The organism is Tateyamaria sp. (assembly GCF_039945315.1).
Classification (GTDB): Bacteria; Pseudomonadota; Alphaproteobacteria; order Rhodobacterales; family Rhodobacteraceae; genus Tateyamaria.
The window spans coordinates 15,590-33,042 of record NZ_JBDUXB010000059.1; the positions used below are offsets into that span (position 1 = coordinate 15,590).

A 17,453-nucleotide genomic window follows, 5' to 3' on the forward strand; every position below is an offset into this window, starting at 1 on the left:
CCTTGGCCCCTAAAACTGGGCCCTATTCGTCCGCTTCAATCAAATACTTGTCGGCACGCAATCTGGCGATAATTTCTGGGTGGATTACCCAATAGGACGCCAGCGAAAAATCTTCGCCAATCACGCGCTTTGCATCGAAAACTGTTTCAAAGTTTACGCATAGGATGGGCGTTGGAAACTCCCCATCCGCCAGCAAAAGCTGGTTCAAGAACTCGTCACCCTTATACACGTAATAACTGCGTTTTTCGATTCCCAACAAAATGATCGGGGGTTCGTCCCCTTCGTTGGGGCCGTCACCTGGTATTCCGTTCAGTGCGTTCATTCAAAGGCCCTCCAGCAAGGCTGCAAGTTCCGGATCCATCTCATCGTCGTCATCGTCCGACGCGTCGGCATCATCGTCATCAAAGCCCGCCAGCAGATCGTCCAGCGACATGTCATCATCATCGTCGTCCGACGCATCATCCTCAAGGCCTGAAAGCAGATCGTCAAGCGATGTATCCTCGTCTACGTCGTCGTCATCAGTGGATACATCGATCTCAACATCCAGATCAGCGGACTTGGGCGATTTGCGCGGTTTGGGCACGTCTTCCTGCCAAGGCCCTGCAATCGTGTCTCCGCCAAGCGAACGGAAGGATCCAAGGCGAATGTCGTTGCGCCCTTTCATCCAGAGCACCGGCATGTACCCACGTGTCAGTGTAGCCTGCGCGGGGTCCGTTGTCAGGTTGCGTTCCGTACAAGGTAGCGCGACCTGATCGCCGTACCGGTCATTAACGTAATAAAACGGCAGGTCCCCAAGGGTCATTATCGATCCGAGGTCCATAGCGGCGGCCTTACCAACGCCCTTGTACGTCCCTGCCAGCAATATTGCGATCAGTACGACGGGGTTGGCCCACAACATGCCTTTCAAGCCCTCTTGCGGCGAAAACTCTTCGAATTCGAACGCGTACACCGGATCTGATTTGGCACCATAAGGTTGGCGCAGCAGGAACCGTGGGGCTGCGAGCGCGACATAGGCCGCTTCGGGCATCTGGCGCAGCGTGTCCCACGTCTTGGCCACCAGCGGGTGGCGATCTTCGGGGGCTGTATCGAGATAGCTGGGCGAAATCGCAGAAAAGAAGGGCGCATCCACATGCAACCCGACCTGCCCGATCCGCGCGAGAAGCTCAGCGTGGGGCGGGGTTTCCTCAAAGGTGTAAAGACCGAATAGAGCAGAAAAGCCCCCTGCCCCTTCTTCAGGCTCAAGCACGTCTGTGACCAGCTTGAAGAGCCCGCTTTCACTCAGATCTTCTTGGGCTGCCAGGTCGGCTGCCAATTCCTCGGCGGACACATCATAAAGCACGATTTCCAGCTTCACATCCGTTTCGATCCGCCGCGCAAGCAGGTCAAGGCTGCGCCACTGGCTTTCAATCGCCTGGAACTCGGGGTGATGAAGGATCAGGTTCATTGCCGAACTCAACGCCTCATCCACTGCTGCTTGCATGGCGGCGGCGCCCGCATCCGGGGCTTTGACCACGTGCGGGCCGATGATCCGGGCGATCATTTCATCTGCAGGTGTCGCTTGGGTGAGGGTGCCGCGGGTGTCACCGATCAAGGCCTGAAAATCACTTAGCTTGAGGTTGGCGGGCATTGATGCCCCTGCCGATGTCTTTGGCAGCTTGATCGGGGTGGAATAGGTTTCTGACCAGGATTTCAGCTGATCGACCGCGCGATCCGCCATCGAACCTACGCCCAACTGACGGCGCACGCCCGAAATGGCCTCAAATAGCTCAACATTGTCATAAAGCTCGTCGGGATGAAGGTCGTCCATCTCACCCAGCTTGACCTCGACACCGGCACCATCTGCACCGATGGGCAGAACAAGCGTGGTGCCAAAGCCTTCAATGATCTCGTCGATGGTGTCCACATCCAGCGGAATGGCCTTGCGGCTGGCCAGCGCATCTCCGGTCTCCATCAACCCGCGCGCGGCGCGGCCCGTGAAGTCGCCAAAGACGGCCATGCGGAACTTGGTCCGGTTCAGATCGGCGCGACTTGGGCGCGGTTGGCTGATCAGGCCAAAGGGCGATTGGACGGGTTCTACCGGTTCCGCAGGTGCTTCGGCCGCTTCCGCGCTGTCGCCATCCGTGCTGCCATCCTCGTCGGCGTCCCCGTCATCATCGTCCAGACCTGCCAAGAGTGTATCCAGATCGTCATCTCCACCGGAGTCTTCATCGGCGTCGTCGTCCAGTCCCGCGAGCAATGCATCAAGGTCATCATCCCCGCCTGCGTCTTCGTCGCCATCATCGCCGTCCAGTTCGGCAAGCAGGGCATCCATGTCGTCGTCGCCCTCGTCGCTCGCGACATCGGTATCGTCGCTCAGGCCGGCCAAGAGTGCATCCAGATCGTCATCCGCAACAGATTCCACTTCAGCGTCATTATCCAAATCCGCGAGCAACGCATCGAGGTCGTCGTCGCCCTCTGAACTCTCATCTTCGTCGCCGCTTTCCAGCCCAGCGAGCAAGGCGTCCATATCGTCGCCTTCGTCCGCTTCGCCGGTATCGTCATCGCCCAACCCGGCGAGCAACGCATCGAGGTCATCATCGCCATCTGCGGCATCCTCGGTCGTGTCGTCCAACCCGGCAAGAACGGCATCGAGGTCGTCTTCGGCGCTTTCCTCAGCGTCGGAACCATCGCCATCAAGGCCTGCAAGGATGTCGTCCAGATCGTCCGTGCCGTCTGTCTCCTCCTCCGGCGTTTCCAGGCCGGCGAGGAGCGCATCCACATCGTCTTCTGCACTCTCGATCTCGGCATCGGCTGTCTCCAACCCGGCGAGGATATCGTCCAGATCATCATCATCGACGTCAGCAGCATCCGTTTCTGCAGTCTCCAGACTTGCAAGAACGTCGGCCGTCTCATCCGCAGGCTTATTATCGGTATCAGGTGCATCCAGACTGGCCAAAAGCGCGTCTACGTCATCACCTTCCGCGTCTGGCTCAGAAACGTCCGCTTCTAGCGCGCCCAGAATGTCGTCAAGATCGTCACCATCCTCTTCCGCGTCATCTTCGGGCGCATCAAGACCGGACAGGATGTCATCCAGATCGTCGCTATCCTCTTCCTCGGGTGTCGCAGCCTCTATTCCGGCAAGCACATCGCCGACATCATCGCTGCCTTCGTCGGTGTCTTCAGGCGTATCAAGACCAGACAGGATGTCGTCAAGATCATCGCCTTCTTCTTCCTCCGGGGTGGCGGCTTCCAATCCAGCCAGCACGTCGCCGACATCGTCAGTATCGTCTTCCGCTTCCTCGGGTGCATCGAGGCCGGACAGAATATCGTCCAGGTCGTCGCCGTCCTCTTCTTCCGGAACAGCGGCGTCCAACCCGGCCAGCACGTCGCTGACACCGTCCGTGTCATCTTCGGCTTCCTCAGGCGCATCAAGACCAGACAGGATGTCGTCCAGATCATCTTCCCCCTCGGGTTCCGGAGCTGCAGCCTCAATCCCGGCAAGAACATCACCGACGTCATCTGCGTCGTCTTCAACCTCTTCGGGCGCATCAAGGCCTGAGAGTATGTCGTCGAGATCGTCATCGTCCTCAACGGCCTCTTCGACTTGTTCTATCCCTGCGAGGACGCCAGCGGCAGTGTCCTCTTCGGGAGCTTCTGCGACTTCCTCGATTCCCGCGAGTACGTCGGCGGTCGTATCTTCTTCTGGTACGTTTTCGACCTGCTCAATGCCTGCAAGGACGTCAGCCGTTGTCTCTTCCTCCGGCGCGTTTTCGACCTGTTCGATGCCTGCGAGAACGTCAGCGGTCGTGTCTTCCTCCGGCGCGTCTTCGACCTGTTCGATGCCTGCGAGAACGTCAGCGGTCGTGTCTTCCTCTGGCGCGTTTTCGACCTGTTCGATGCCTGCGAGAACGTCAGCGGTCGTGTCTTCCTCTGGCGCGTCTTCGACCTGCTCAATTCCTGCAAGGACGTCAGCCGTCGTATCCTCCTCGGGCTTGTCTTCAACTCGCTCAATCCCGGCCAGCACATCTGCAGCAACGTCTTCCTCGGGCGTTTCCTCGGGTGCGGCGTCGCGCAGGGCGTCCAGCGTTTTTTCGGTTGCGGCAGCCGCGCTGATCCCACCGGACAGGGATTGCAATAGTTCAGGCTTGCCCAGGATCTCTTCGATCAGAGCCTCGGCACCCGCCTTGCCGTCCATGTACGTCATCAGGTTGGACAGTTGGGTGCGGGCTTCAAGCAGGGGTTTGAGGCTGTCCACATTTGCCGCAATCGCCGCCGGGCTGAAATCGTCCATCTTGGTAAAGGTAAGATCGACGGCCAGATTGCCCTCGCCCGTCAGAGTGTTGGGCACGGTAAAGGCGGCGCGGGGCGCCATCGACCTCATCCGTTCATCGAAGTTGTCGACGTCGATCTCAAGGAATTTGCGGTCGGAAATCGAAGGCTGGGGCACCTCGGACTTGCCCGCCAGATCAGACATCACGCCCATGACGAAGGGCAACTGCACCTTCTTTTCCGCGCCATATAGTTCCACGTCATATTCGATCTGAACGCGGGGCGCGCGGTTGCGGGCGATAAATTTCTGACTGCTCATGCACCACCCTCCCGGGCCTTGGCCAGTTCTTCGCGCAGTTCTTTGAGCTGCTCACTCAGCTCAAGCACATGGGCATCAACCTGATCGGTTTCTTCGCGCACGAGGGCGCGCAGTTGTTCAAACTCTGCCTCGGTATCGGCCTCCACCGCGGACTGCATCGTGTTGACCAGCAAACCGATGAACAGGTTGAGAACTGAAAAGGCGGTGATGACAATGAAGGGGACGAAAAAGGCCCACGCCATCGGGAACTCGACCATCACCGGTCGGACAATCCCCATGGACCAGGATTCCAAGGTCATGATCTGAAACAGCGAATACAGGGATCGCCCCAGCGTTCCGAACCATTCGTCAAAGGCGTCGCCGTACATGATCGTGGCCATCACGCCAAAGACGTAGAACACGATGGAAATCATGACGATGACCGCGCCCATGCCCGGAAGGGCATCCAGCAAGGCCTGAACCACAGCCCGCATCTGCGGAATGACCGACAACAGACGCAGCGCACGAATGACGCGCAAACCACGCAGGGCAGACAAACCCGCCGACGCCGGCAACAATCCGACCGATACCACGAACAGATCAAAGATGTTCCACGAATTGCGGAAAAAGCTCAGACCATATGCGTACAGCTTGAGCAGCAACTCGATCACAAAGATGGTCAGCACTGTCTTATCGATGATATTCAGCAACGTGCCAAAGTTTGCTTGCGCCCAGTCCGATGTGCCGATCCCAAGCGTAATGGCGTTGAAGATGATCAACGCCATGATGGTGTTTACGACGCGATCTTCCTCGAGGAAGGCACGCAGCCGCGCTCGCACAGATCCGTCATGTGGTTCTGTTGCCAACTCTTCGGTTTTGCCTGATCCGTCGGTCATGGGATCTCCGTAGGTTCGGTTTGAGGCCTATTTCAGGTCCTTTTGGACTTTCTTGAAGGCGTCTTGCAGGTCTTTCATGGCCGCCACTGCGACATCCGCAGACTTTTGCAGCCCCTTCATCTTGTCGAATTGGGATTCAAACAACTGGGCCTTATGCGCATCGACCTTGCCGTCCTTCAGGCCCTTGGCATAAGGGGTCAGGACCGCGTCCAGCTTGTCGATATTCTTGTCTAGCACTTGCAGGGGCGAGAGCACTTTTTTGTCCAGAATTTTCTTGCCAAAGGCTGCTACTTCGCCTTTGGGGTTGACCGACAACTTCTTGCCATTGGCAGCAAGGTATTTGGCCACGTTCTGCGCGGTCTTGCCGGTTTCGCCCAACAACTTGATTGCGTCTTCGATTTCCTTTTTTGCGCTGTCTTGAGCAGAGGCAATGTCTTTGCCTTTGGTTTCAGCCTGATGGATGGTCCTCGCGGTCTTCATCGCAATTTCCAGTGGGGCACTGAACACCTTAGAGGCGTCTAGCTTGCTCACCTCTGCCATCGCTTTTTTGCCCATGGCCAGACCGGCTTTCGCATCTCCAGCGCCGGTTTCCAGATCATCGAGCAGTTCTTCACACTTCTCGTAGATTTCTTTTTCGGTTTCCGCGATAGCCTTCTTGATCGTGGTAAGCAGCTTGTTGTGCTCTTTTGGAGATTTCGACTTTTCTGCCAGCTTCATCGCGTCTGACATGCGGTTCGCAAGGTTCTTCAACTCTGGTCGAAACATCTTGGGCAAGGCTTTTTTCAATTTCCCTTCGTCCCACTTGGCCGGATTGAGTTCGACCTTTTGCGAATAGGTAATCGTCTTCGGGAACAGCTTGAGGATGTCTTTTTCCGACTGGATCCATTTGATGATGTCGGTACGCATTTCGTCGCGCCATTTGAGTTCAAGATTGGCGGTCATCTTTTTGTTGCCTTCGGCGACCATGTCAGAAACTCCTTTCAATGCCTTTGTCGTGTGGGGTCAGACGACCCATTGGCGCGTGGCGCACCGATGCTACCAAATCCAGTCCGGGTGCCGGGGTCATCGCAGTGCTCTTGGCCATGGGCCGTCCTTCCTTTTCATAACACTCGACCTGTGGCATTTATTCTCGACGTCTCACACTGTTTCACGGCACAATCGTTCCGCGTGCTGGCACGACTTAATCCACCCATGACGCGATTTGCGAAACCGTGTCGTTGATTTTGTCAAAAATCTTACCCAACGTAGTGGTCGACTTGCCCGATGTGACCGCGGCGGGAATGTGCGCAGACGTATCCTTCAGCGCCTTGCGGGCATTCTCAAGCTGGCTCAGTACGGCGTCAGGGTTGCCACCAATGGACGACTCAAAAGAGACTATGGCGGCCTGCATCTTTTTCAGCTCGCTCATCGCCTTTTTCAAATCCTTGTGCGACGTGTCGCCTGCCGCCTTTTTTTGCGCATCTTCCAGCTTTTGGGTGGCGTCGCCCAGTTGAACAACCAGCGCATCACGGGCCTTTTGAGCGATGCGCATGTTGGCGATGGCGTTGTCTACTGTGGTCGACGCGGTTTTGATCTCTGCATCGACCTTGATCATTGCCTTTTCATAGGCACTGCAGAACTTTTTGATCTTTGTACCTGTGTCCTTGATCATGCTCAGGCTTTTGACCACAACGGCGCCTACGGCAAATACGACGGCTGCACCTGTCCCTCCAGTAGCAGCAATGCCGATGGCGGCGGCTGTCAGGGTCACAGCAGAGGCGACGAATTTGATCACAGCCCAAGCTAGCGATCCTTTTGAATTCTTGAAAAGCTTGCTGACGTCCGACATTTGCTTGAGGGTCTTGGCCAAAACGGGCTTGATCAGGCCGTCGACCATCTTCTTATAGCTCGCTTCCGCAGCATCGCCGACTTTCTTCGTCGCCTCCATGCGCAGCTTATTCTGGGCCGTTACAAAGTCTTCGATCTGTTTTCCCGAGGGGGGGGGCTTTTTACCCGCTTTTTCGAAAACCTTGGTCTTTTTGTCGATTGCCTCTTCGGCCTTGTTCAACGCCTTTTGAATCGAGTCCTGCCAGGAAGACAGCCTGGATTTGTACTCTTTCTGAAAGACCTGCCCAATAGTTGTGAGAAACCGCATTGCGGAGTCCTGCGGGACTTTGGACAGTCCGGCATCGACCCAAGTGAACTTGATATCGCTCTTCAAAGTCAGGGATTGCGCCTTGCTGGTGAGGTTTAACCCTTCGGTTACTTCAAACCCTTTGGCGTTCTGGATTGCATATTTCATCTTGTTTTATCCTCATTAAAATCTGTGGTTTGCTCTGCGTACAAAGGAATTACCTTTGGCGCAGTGACAGACCCGGGCGTCACTCAAACCCATAGGTAAACACATTGTCCTTCACATCGATGGCGACCTTATCGATGGTGCCTCCTTCCATCATTCGGCGCAGAAACTCGGCCGAGATGTCAGGCAGCATCGTGTTTGTTACAATGGCATCAATCATGCGGCCCCCGCTTTCCAGCTCCTGACAGCGGTCCACGATCTCGTCGACGACGGCCTGAGAATACTCGAACGGTACCCCATGTGCGGCCTCGACCCGCTTTTTGATGCGGTTGAGTTGGAGCACGGTAATCTTGCCGATCATGTCTGGGGACAGCGGATAGTAAGGAATGGCGACCAAGCGGCCCAGCAGCGCAGGCGGGAACACTTTCAGTAGCGGTTCGCGCAGCGCCTTGGCCATCGACTCTGGGTCAGGCATCAATTCGGGATCAGCACACATATCCATGATCAGATCCGTCCCCGCATTCGACGTCAGCAGGATCAGCGTGTTCTTGAAGTCGATCACGCGACCTTCGCCGTCTTCCATCACACCCTTGTCGAACACTTGGAAAAAGATTTCGTGTACGTCCGGGTGGGCCTTTTCAACCTCATCCAGCAGAACGACAGAATAGGGTTTGCGGCGGACCGCTTCGGTCAGCACGCCACCCTCGCCATAACCGACATACCCCGGAGGTGCGCCTTTCAGCGAGGACACAGTGTGCGCCTCTTGATACTCGGACATGTTGATAGTGATGACGTTCTGCTCGCCACCATAAAGGACCTCGGCCAGCGCAAGTGCTGTTTCGGTCTTACCCACACCGGAGGTCCCTGCGAGCATAAAGACACCAATCGGTTTGGAGGGGTTATCAAGGCCTGCACGCGATGTCTGGATGCGCTTGGCGATCATCTTCATTGCGTGGTCCTGACCGATGACGCGCTTGGCCAGATGTTCTTCGAGGTTCAAAACCACCTCGATCTCGTCCTTAACCATGCGGCCCACGGGGATACCTGTCCAGTCGCCAACAACTGAAGCAACGGCCTGATGATCCACGATGGGCAGGATTAGAGGATTGTCGCCTTGTTGTTCGATCAGGGCCGCGTTCTTCGCTTTCAGCTCTTCCATGATGGCGGCGCGATCCTCATCCGACATGGCCGCCTCTGCGGGCACTTCGGTTTCAGCGGCCTCATCAGCGGCAATGCCTTCGGGCGTGTGCGTATCCTCTACGGGCTGACCCGCGGCACGCAGTTTGGCGCGCAATTCGATGATCTCGGACACCAGCGTCTTTTCAGCCTCCCAATTGGCCTTGAGACCAACAAGACGCTCTTCTTCCTCGACCTTGGCCGCTTCAACAGCAGCACGGCGTTCACCAACGTCGTAACCGGCGGTCTCATCGCGACCAATTATATCCAGCTCTGTGGTCAGAGACTCGATCCGGCGTTGGCTGTCATCAACCTGGGCCGGAACGGCATGCTGGCTGACGGCCACACGGGCGCAGGCCGTGTCAATCAGGCTGACGGATTTGTCTGGCAACTGGCGCGCGGGGATATATCGCGCGGACAGAGTAACGGCAGCCTCGATGCCTTCGTCCAGCACTTGGACCTTGTGGTGTTTCTCCAACATAGCCGCGATGCCACGCATCATCAGGATGGCCTTTGGAATATCGGGTTCTTCTACATGCACCACTTGGAAGCGGCGAGTCAGGGCAGGGTCTTTTTCGATGTGTTTCTTGTACTCAGCCCATGTGGTGGCCCCAATGGTGCGCAATGTACCACGTGCCAGCGCAGGTTTCAGCAAGTTGGCGGCATCGCCCGTACCGGCAGCACCCCCTGCCCCAACCAATGTGTGGGTTTCATCGACAAACATGACGATGGGCGTGGTGGAGGCCTGGACCTCATCAATGACCGAACGTAGGCGGTTCTCAAACTCGCCCTTCATCGAGGCACCGGCCTGCAATAGTCCTACATCCAGCACCAGAAGGCGCACGTCCTGCAAGGCGGGTGGAACATCTCCGCGTGCAATGCGCAAAGCAAAACCTTCGACGACAGCCGTCTTACCGACGCCAGCTTCACCCGTCAGTATCGGGTTGTTCTGACGGCGGCGCATCAGGACGTCGACGATCTGGCGGATTTCCTCGTCGCGACCGACGATAGGGTCAATCTCTCCGTTACGGGCCTGTTCGGTAAGATCCGTGCAGAACTGATCGAGCGCCTCGCCGCCGTCCTGGCCGGGCTTCAAAGCGCCCGAGGCTTCGCCGGGTTCTGCCCCGCCACCCGTGACCGACCCATCCTGCGGGCGCATCGCGTCCTCGGGCGAGCCATCGGTGATCTTGTGGAAGTCATCCGCCAGATCGTCAGGCTTGATGCTGGCAAGGGTCGGAGAAATCGAAGTCAGGATGTTCTTGAGGCTCGGGGTTTCCAACATGCCCAGAATGATGTGACCCGTACGCACCTGGTTCGAGGAGTAAAGCAAGGAACCCCAGACCCATGCGCGCTCCATCGCGTCTTCCAGATGGGATGACAGATCGCTGACCGAACTTGCGCCACGGGGTAGCGCGTCCAAAGCGGCAGTGATCTCTTCGGCGATCTTGGCCGGGTCCAGCTTGAAATGGCTGATGATCATATGAACATCGCTGTTCTGATTGTTCAGAATTTGGTGGATCCAGTGAACAACCTCGACATACGGGTTGCCCCGCATCTTGCAGAACACAGTGGCGCCCTCGATGGCCTTGTATCCAAGCGTGTTCAGCTTGCCGAATAGTGCAACGCGGCTGATTTCTGTCATGGTGTTGTCCCTTCCATCATCGGCGCGGTCTGGGCGTTTGGCTCCAGATACAATTCATCCGCGTCCTTTTTTCTTTTTGTATTTCCAACCCAGCTGGTCTGACCAAGCCGTACTGTTTCGCCCAGCTTGGGCTCGGGCACGTCTTCGGCGCGCAGCACAAGGTTCACATCCCAGTCCAGCGCGTCGCCCACATAGTTGCGCACGATGGACCGTAAGCGCTCCAGTGACCCGGTGCCGGGCAACAGGCGCTGATATTCATCATAGCTGAGGGGGCCGATGCGCAGGCGGAACTTAGCTGAACGGGTCCAGACCCGTTCTCCGATCGAGGCAGTGCGACCAAGTTGTGCAGGGGCGCCCATTTGCCAGCGATCGTCCGGTTCAAGATCCAGCCAACAACCCACGAATTGGATCACCTCGACACGTGCGCCAAAGAAAGCCTGAAGAATGGATTGCAAACCTTCTGCATTCTTTGCGCCTTGAGACAACAGGCCCGCAAAATAGCGCTTGGCCAGATCAGGCATCGCGTCCTGGGCCCGCATCTGCTCGGCATGATAGCCTGCGACAGCGGCAACCTTGGACTCAAAATCATCGCGTTCGCTACGATCAAAACTGGCCGCTGGTTGGCCCGACCGCCACGCACGATAAAACAGCGTAGTTATGCGGTGCGTGAGCATGTCTGCGAAAGAGACGAGCGTCGGGTCGCGGTGATGGCGAATGCGCTGTGACGCAAATTCAGTCAGGTGCAGAGGCAGCGGACCATTCGGACCAAACAGCCCAAAGAAACGGTTGATCATGCGCCCGGGCTTTTTGCCCTTAGGGGGTTCGAAGGTTGAGATAGCCGAAGGCGCAAAGCGCAGGTCAGCGTCCTGCCCAAAGCGTATCTGTTCTTCACGCGGACGACGGGCCTCGCCGATACGGGCCGAGTCTGGATACGCCGCTTCCAGCACCCGGAAGGCGTGAAAGAAGTGAAACTTTTCAGGAGCCTCTGTCAGCCGCTCAAGATGCGTCAGAGAATCCTTCCCAGACCGGTTTCCGGTCGCCATCGGGTAATCTCCCCGCGCTGTTGGGTGACAAGCACCGTTTCGGTAAAACTGTTCAACGAGACATACTTATGGAAAAAACGTTCAAGCACGGCGCCCATGGCATAGGCGCTGGTGCCCTCGAAAAAGCTTTCGTCGAAAGTAATCGATACTTCCAGACCGCGCACAGCCGTGGACAACACCTCATCGGCCATGCGGCGTACGATCGGGCGGGTCGACACAGAACTCAGACCTTCAAGCTGCTTTTCCAGCACCTTGTCACCTGCGGGCACATAGGTCCCGATCATCTCGCGCAGTGCAGCGCCACTGTTATTGGCATCATTGTCTGCAATGGAAAGATAGTTGAGCGAAAGATGCGAAATCAGACGCCAAGCGGTATCCCCCTGCCCCAATGACGGGCGTGGCCGCGTCGGGCTGACGGGCGTGGTGATATGGGACACGGGGCCACCGCCGGGCAAGTGAAACACATCCTTGGCACCTGTCGGCAACAACAATGGAAGATCGCGGTTGGTTACCATCGCCTGCACTGCCAACTGATCCAGTTGCGCATCAAACGGGGCCTGCTGATCGTCCACTAGTGTGACATAGGTTTCTGACCCAAGGTACGAAGTACGCACACCCTTCAAACGCTCTTTTTCGGCGCGCTGACGCATCTTGCGGGTTTGGGTGAAATAGGCGGCGTGGGTTTCTCCGGCGGCCGTCAGATCATCGGCGGAATAGAATGGGCGGAACGGCACATCGTCCTTGCCTTCCCCGGAAACACCGACAACACCCTCAAGCGCAAAGATCTCATAATCCAGCGGGGCCGTGCGGTCCGCGACAACGTGATGTTCGGTCACGGCCGGGGAGATGTGAACGCGGTCACACCGTTTGTGAAACAGGTTGATGGCGGGCGTCGCATTCAGGGTGAACGCTTCTGGGGTCACGCCCGATGCGATTTCGGGATCGCCATTGCGCAGCAGGATGTAGATGTCGACATCCGCGCCTTTTGCCTTGTCGATCGCCATGCCCAGGCCCGTCAGTTCGACAAAATGATAGCGTTCCGGCATTGCGAAATATTCCTGCAACAATCGGTAACCGTCAAAGCTGCGTTGAGGCGTGGGCAACAAGGCCTCGTCCTGCTCATAGCCGCGCGGGATCACCGCACCATTTGGCAGATCAGCGACCCAGTCCGCACGCCTGTCGGTTGACCGACCAAGGATGCCGGTCACCTGCGTACTCAGCAATTCGTGCAATTCCCAGTTCTTGCCTTCCGAGCCATTTAGAAACAGCACGAGGTTGTCCAGTGACAGTTCGGAAATCGGCTGATCTGCATGACGGGCCAGACGCAGGCGAATGCCAGCGCGGGCTTCGGTCTCGCGAGCGACGCCAGCGGCAACCAGTTCGCCGCGGCCATCGATGTATTCGGCCTCGGTGATCTTGATGGGCCACATCGTGACGTCGGACGCTGTGCGGAACACACAGGGCGTGGTGTCATCCTCGCCCAAAACAGAGCGCAATTCAGACCCACGTTCGATCGTGTAGCCATCTTCAAGGGACGCGTTCTGCATATCCGGCTCAAACGCCGTGACCATCATGGACGGCTGCGGGCACAGGTAATGCGGATAGACGATTTCCAGCAGATGCGACGTCAGTGACGGATATTGCAACTCCAGCTCAAGCTGCACACGGGCGGACAGAAATGCGACACCTTCCAGAAGGCGCTCAACATAAGGGTCGACCACTTCGACGCCGTCCATGCCCAGACGGGATGCGATCTTGGGAAAGGCTTGCGCGAACTCTGCGCCCATGTCGCGCATATAGGCCAGTTCGCCTTCGTAGTGTTTCAGCAGTCTGGTATCCATGAACGGTCAGCCGATCCTTTCCAGCTCAAGCTCTCCTGTGGTCACATCGACCTGACTGCGCAGATACAACTCGATGGGCAGGGGCTGGGCCCACATGTCAGCGCGGATGTCAAAGGACACAACAGACTGGCGGTTTACTTCATCGGCGCGCAGTTTGACGGTCAGCGATCCGGGGTGGATACGCGGTTCGTATGCTTGCACTGCGGCGACGATAGACTTTCGCATCAATTGTGCGCGTTCGATGGTCGAATAGTCCCCGGCCACATCTGTGATTCCGTAGTTCAGCACCGACTTGGCGACGTTTGGGTGGGTTTCCTCGTCGATTATGTTCGAATTGTTTGAGGTGTTAAGAAGCCAGCTCAGGTCACGCTGCAGGATGTCGCGCAACTGGCGCAGATCGATCACGCGGCTGTCGCGGGTTTCCTTGACCTCAAACGGGTCATCATCCGTTAACCGATCCAACAAGGAGGGCTGCAGACGTTCGGCGATCATGCGGTCAGACATGGATCAGCCCTCGTCCTCTTGGGTCGCCTCGGGCGCTTGTGCCTCTTCGGGGATCTCGACATCCATTTCCAGCAAGCGGACATCCATCAGGGCCGTATCCCCCAGATCGGTGGTCAACAGACGCTGGCCCAAACCGACATAGGTATCAGCGCCAACGTCTTTCCACCGGGTGGCGCGGGCCAGTTTTTCGGCGTCGTTCCCTTCCTCAACGGTGCCCGCATATCGCGTCGGGATCAGGGCGACGATATCGCCGCCATTGGCCAGCTTGATCTCGGCAGGGGTCCAAACGGCATCGCGCAGATCAATCGGATCTTCGAACTTCGCCTTGGCGATGGATGTAAAGGGCATCCAGAAATACCGGCCGTTGACGACAATTTCGAGAAGCGGGCCAAGACGCATATCGGCATCAGCAATCCACTCGAACGGCTCGCCGTTCAGACGGCCAGATACAGAGGGAGCAGCGTCGAACGCGCGGGCGCGGGTTGTGGCGGCTTGGTCTGCGTTGCCTGCGACATTGGCCTTCATCGCCTCAACCATCAGAGCGATCCACTCTTCGGGTTCGCCAAAAATCAGGGGGTCTTTCTCGCCAGAAAAGACCTTCTCGCGGTAGACCTCGCAAATGATACCTTCGCGATAGGTCTGGGCCATCTGGGTGGCGATATCGTCCATCTCAGCGGACAGTTTCAACTGTGCTATAGCACGTTTCCATTCGCCACGTACGCTGAGCAACTGGAACAGGAAGATACGCAGGGCGGGGTTTGCGGCATCGGCGCGGATGCTGTCCTGCAATGCGGCCAATGCGCCGTCCAGATCACCAGATTTTAATAGATCTTCGGCACTCACACTGGCTCTCCTTCAATGGTCTTTCCTGAAAAGGCAGGCCCACAGCGGGGCCTGCCAATGTCTTGTGAGGTCGCAAAAAGCGCGAACCTTAGACGGCGAGGTTTGCCTGGTTCTTGACGCGGCTCCATTCGGCCGTCTTGACACCGCCGTCCTTGCCTTGCTTGTCCTGCGCTGTGTAGGTCACTTTCATCGCGCCATACTGCAGCACAACAGTCTCTTCGCAGATGTCGTCACCATCCGAACCAGACCAGCTGATGTCCTGTATCATGACCAGTTTGAATTCCCACTTGAGGAATGTTTTACCGGACTTGCCCGTGTCGGACACACCACCCGAGCGGCGCAGTTCAATGATCATGTCATCAAAGTGGTCACCTTTACACAGGGAGCTGAACATTGCGGCAGAGGCAGTGTCGGTCTTTTTAGTGATGGTCAATTCCTTGAAAGTCGCCTTGCCGGCGCCACCACCACCGGTCACAGAACCGATATTGATGTTGTTTTCGGCGCCGATTTCAAAGCTCAGAATTTCGAAAGCGCCCTTGGCTTTCATGTCCACATCTTGGGTCTCACCCTTGCATTCAGTGGGGGGGGCGAGAAAATAGCAGAATGAGTCAAACATGATAGTGTACCTTTCGTAGAGTTAAGGGTCGGGTCGTTAAGAAAAAAGTGAGCAGGATTATCCCTTCTCACTGGGGAGTTTGGAGGTCAGGCGCAACGAGACGCTGAGACCTTCCAATTGGTAATGGGGCCGTAGGAAAAACTTCGACGTATAATATCCTGGGTTTCCTTCGACATCCTCGACGACGACTTCGGCAGCGGCCAAAGGCTGCCGGGCCTTAACCTCTTCCGGTGACGACTCGGAATTGAAATCAACATATTGGTTGATCCATTCCTGCAGCCAGACCTCCATCGCACCGCGCGATTTGAAGGAGCCGACTTTGTCCCGCACCATACACTTAAGGTAATGGGCGAACCGGCAGGTGGCGAACAGGTACGGCAAACGCGCAGCAAGGTTTGCGTTGGCCGTGGCATCCGGATCGTCGTATTCAGCGGGTTTGTGCAGTGACTGCGCCCCGATGAAGGCGGCAAGGTCCGAATTCTTGCGGTGGATCAGAGGCATCATGCCATTGTTGGCAAGCTCGGCCTCGCGGCGATCCGAAATCGCGATTTCGGTGGGGCACTTCTGGTCGATACCACCGTCATCTGTTGGGAAAGTGTGGCTTGGAAGACCTTCGACAGCACCGCCGGATTCAATCCCGCGGATCCGCGAACACCATCCATACTCCTTGAAGGAGCGGTTGATGTTGACGGCCATACCGTACGCTGCGTTGACCCAGCCATACTTGCTGTGATCAGACCCGTCCGTGTCTTCTTCGAACGCGAAATCCTCCACCGGGTCGGTCTTGGATCCATAAGGCAGGCGGCCAAGGAAACGGGGCATTGCCAGACCGACATATTTGGCATCTTCGCTTTCGCGAAGCGAGCGCCAGGAGGCATATTCGGGCGTCTGGAAAATCTTGGTCAGATCGCGCGGGTTGGCCAGTTCCGACCAGCTGTCCATCTGGAACAGGGTCGGGTTGGCGCCAGTGATCAGAGGCGCGTGAGCCGCAGCGGCGATCTTGGACATCTCGCCCAGCAGTTCCACATCCGGTGGAGAGTGGTCAAAGTGGTAGTCAGCGACAAGTGATCCATAAGGCTCACCACCGAACTGGCCAAATTCCTCTTCGTAGATCTTCTTGAAGATCGGGGACTGGTCCCAGGCGGTGCCTTTGTATTTGCGCAGGGTCTTGTGCATGTCCTTTTTGGAGATGTTCATGACCCGGATTTTCAGCATCTCGTCAGTCTCGGTGTTGTTGACGAGGTAATGCAGACCGCGCCACGCGCTTTCCATTTGCTGGAAATCAGGGTGGTGCAGGATTTCGTTGACCTGTTCGGTCAGCTTCTGGTCGATCTGGGCGACGATGCTTTCGATTGTGCGCAAGGCATCGTCCGACACCAGTGCCGTATTGGCCAGCGCCTGTTCCGCCAGAGTTTTGACTGCTTGTTCCACAGCCGTTTTGGCTTGATCGGATTTGGGACGGAATTCTTTCTTCAGCAGGTTCTCAAAGTCGGAGGAGCCAAAGGCTGTTGCCTCTTCACCACCGGCTGCTTCTGTTTCAAGTTCGGCCATCGTTTACTCCTGATCTTCACTGTCCGCCTTCGGGGCGGGTTGGGCGGCAAGGGTTTTGAGCAGTGCAGGGTCCTGCGTGATCTTGGCGATCAAGTCTTCGGCTCCGGATTTGCCATCCATATATGTCATAAGGTTACTAAGCTGTGTGCGGGCATCCAGCAGTTCGGCCAGCGGCTCCACCTTGGCCGCGATGGCGGCCGGGCTGAAATCGTCCATGGACTCAAAGGTCATGTCGACGGCCATATTGCCTTCGCCGCTGAGTGTGTTGGGAACGGTGAATGCCGCGCGCGGCGCCATCGACTTCATCCGCTCGTCAAAATTGTCCACGTCAATTTCAAGGAACTTGCGGTCCGCAATCGCGGGCTGTGGCACTTCGGATTTGCCCGCAAGGTCGGACATGACGCCCATTACGAAAGGCAGTTGCACCTTTTTCTCTGCACCATACAGTTCCACATCATATTCGATCTGAACCCTGGGTGCGCGGTTGCGCGCTATGAATTTCTGTGAACTCGCCATG

Annotated in this window: 13 protein-coding genes and 1 pseudogene; all 14 read right to left on the minus strand. The window is 56.9% G+C overall.

The annotated features are described in order from the left end of the window. Window positions 1–22: 22 nt before the first annotated feature. Window positions 23–322, minus strand: a complete 300-nt coding sequence (locus ABJD00_RS19365) for a hypothetical protein (protein WP_413832067.1) — start codon at window positions 320–322, stop codon at window positions 23–25. After that, window positions 323–2,506 (minus strand): type VI secretion system contractile sheath domain-containing protein, encoded by a 2,184-nt coding sequence (locus ABJD00_RS19370; protein ID WP_413832165.1) that lies wholly within the window; start codon window positions 2,504–2,506, stop codon window positions 323–325. It lies immediately after the preceding gene. 1,593 nt (window positions 2,507–4,099) lie between these two features. Continuing rightward, window positions 4,100–4,567: pseudogene (gene tssB / locus ABJD00_RS19375) on the minus strand (type VI secretion system contractile sheath small subunit); the annotation flags it as partial. Further along, window positions 4,564–5,442, minus strand: coding sequence for an ion transporter (locus ABJD00_RS19380; protein WP_413832069.1), 879 nt, complete (start codon window positions 5,440–5,442; stop codon window positions 4,564–4,566). The gene ABJD00_RS19380 and the pseudogene tssB (ABJD00_RS19375), both read right to left, overlap by 4 nt. A gap of 27 nt (window positions 5,443–5,469) precedes the next feature. Next, window positions 5,470–6,408 carry a hypothetical protein gene (locus tag ABJD00_RS19385; protein WP_413832071.1) on the minus strand — a complete coding sequence of 313 codons (939 nt, stop codon included), beginning with the start codon at window positions 6,406–6,408 and terminating at the stop codon, window positions 5,470–5,472. Window positions 6,409–6,622: 214 nt separating this feature from the next. Then, window positions 6,623–7,723, minus strand: a complete 1,101-nt coding sequence (locus ABJD00_RS19390; RefSeq protein WP_413832073.1) for a hypothetical protein — start codon at window positions 7,721–7,723, stop codon at window positions 6,623–6,625. 79 nt (window positions 7,724–7,802) lie between these two features. After that, the gene (gene tssH, locus ABJD00_RS19395; RefSeq protein ID WP_413832075.1) at window positions 7,803–10,538 is read right to left on the minus strand and encodes a type VI secretion system ATPase TssH; all 2,736 of its coding nucleotides are present in this window, start codon (window positions 10,536–10,538) and stop codon (window positions 7,803–7,805) included. Beyond that, window positions 10,535–11,581, minus strand: coding sequence for a type VI secretion system baseplate subunit TssG (gene tssG / locus ABJD00_RS19400; protein ID WP_413832077.1), 1,047 nt, complete (start codon window positions 11,579–11,581; stop codon window positions 10,535–10,537). The genes tssH and tssG overlap by 4 nt, the downstream gene beginning before the upstream one ends. Continuing rightward, window positions 11,545–13,422: a type VI secretion system baseplate subunit TssF gene (gene tssF / locus ABJD00_RS19405; protein ID WP_413832079.1), complete on the minus strand. Its 1,878-nt coding sequence runs from the start codon at window positions 13,420–13,422 to the stop codon at window positions 11,545–11,547. The genes tssG and tssF overlap by 37 nt, the downstream gene beginning before the upstream one ends. A gap of 6 nt (window positions 13,423–13,428) precedes the next feature. After that, window positions 13,429–13,926, minus strand: coding sequence for a type VI secretion system baseplate subunit TssE (tssE, locus tag ABJD00_RS19410; protein WP_413832081.1), 498 nt, complete (start codon window positions 13,924–13,926; stop codon window positions 13,429–13,431). A 3-nt stretch (window positions 13,927–13,929) separates the two neighbouring features. Next, a complete protein-coding gene (locus tag ABJD00_RS19415) occupies window positions 13,930–14,769 on the minus strand; it encodes a type VI secretion system accessory protein TagJ (RefSeq protein WP_413832083.1) in 840 nt (279 codons plus the stop codon). Between the two features lie 88 nt (window positions 14,770–14,857). Continuing rightward, a complete protein-coding gene (locus ABJD00_RS19420) occupies window positions 14,858–15,385 on the minus strand; it encodes an Hcp family type VI secretion system effector (RefSeq protein ID WP_413832085.1) in 528 nt (175 codons plus the stop codon). Window positions 15,386–15,442: 57 nt separating this feature from the next. Then, a complete protein-coding gene (gene tssC, locus ABJD00_RS19425; RefSeq protein WP_413832087.1) occupies window positions 15,443–16,936 on the minus strand; it encodes a type VI secretion system contractile sheath large subunit in 1,494 nt (497 codons plus the stop codon). A gap of 3 nt (window positions 16,937–16,939) precedes the next feature. Continuing rightward, window positions 16,940–17,452: a type VI secretion system contractile sheath small subunit gene (gene tssB, locus ABJD00_RS19430; protein ID WP_413832089.1), complete on the minus strand. Its 513-nt coding sequence runs from the start codon at window positions 17,450–17,452 to the stop codon at window positions 16,940–16,942. Window position 17,453: the final 1 nt, after the last annotated feature.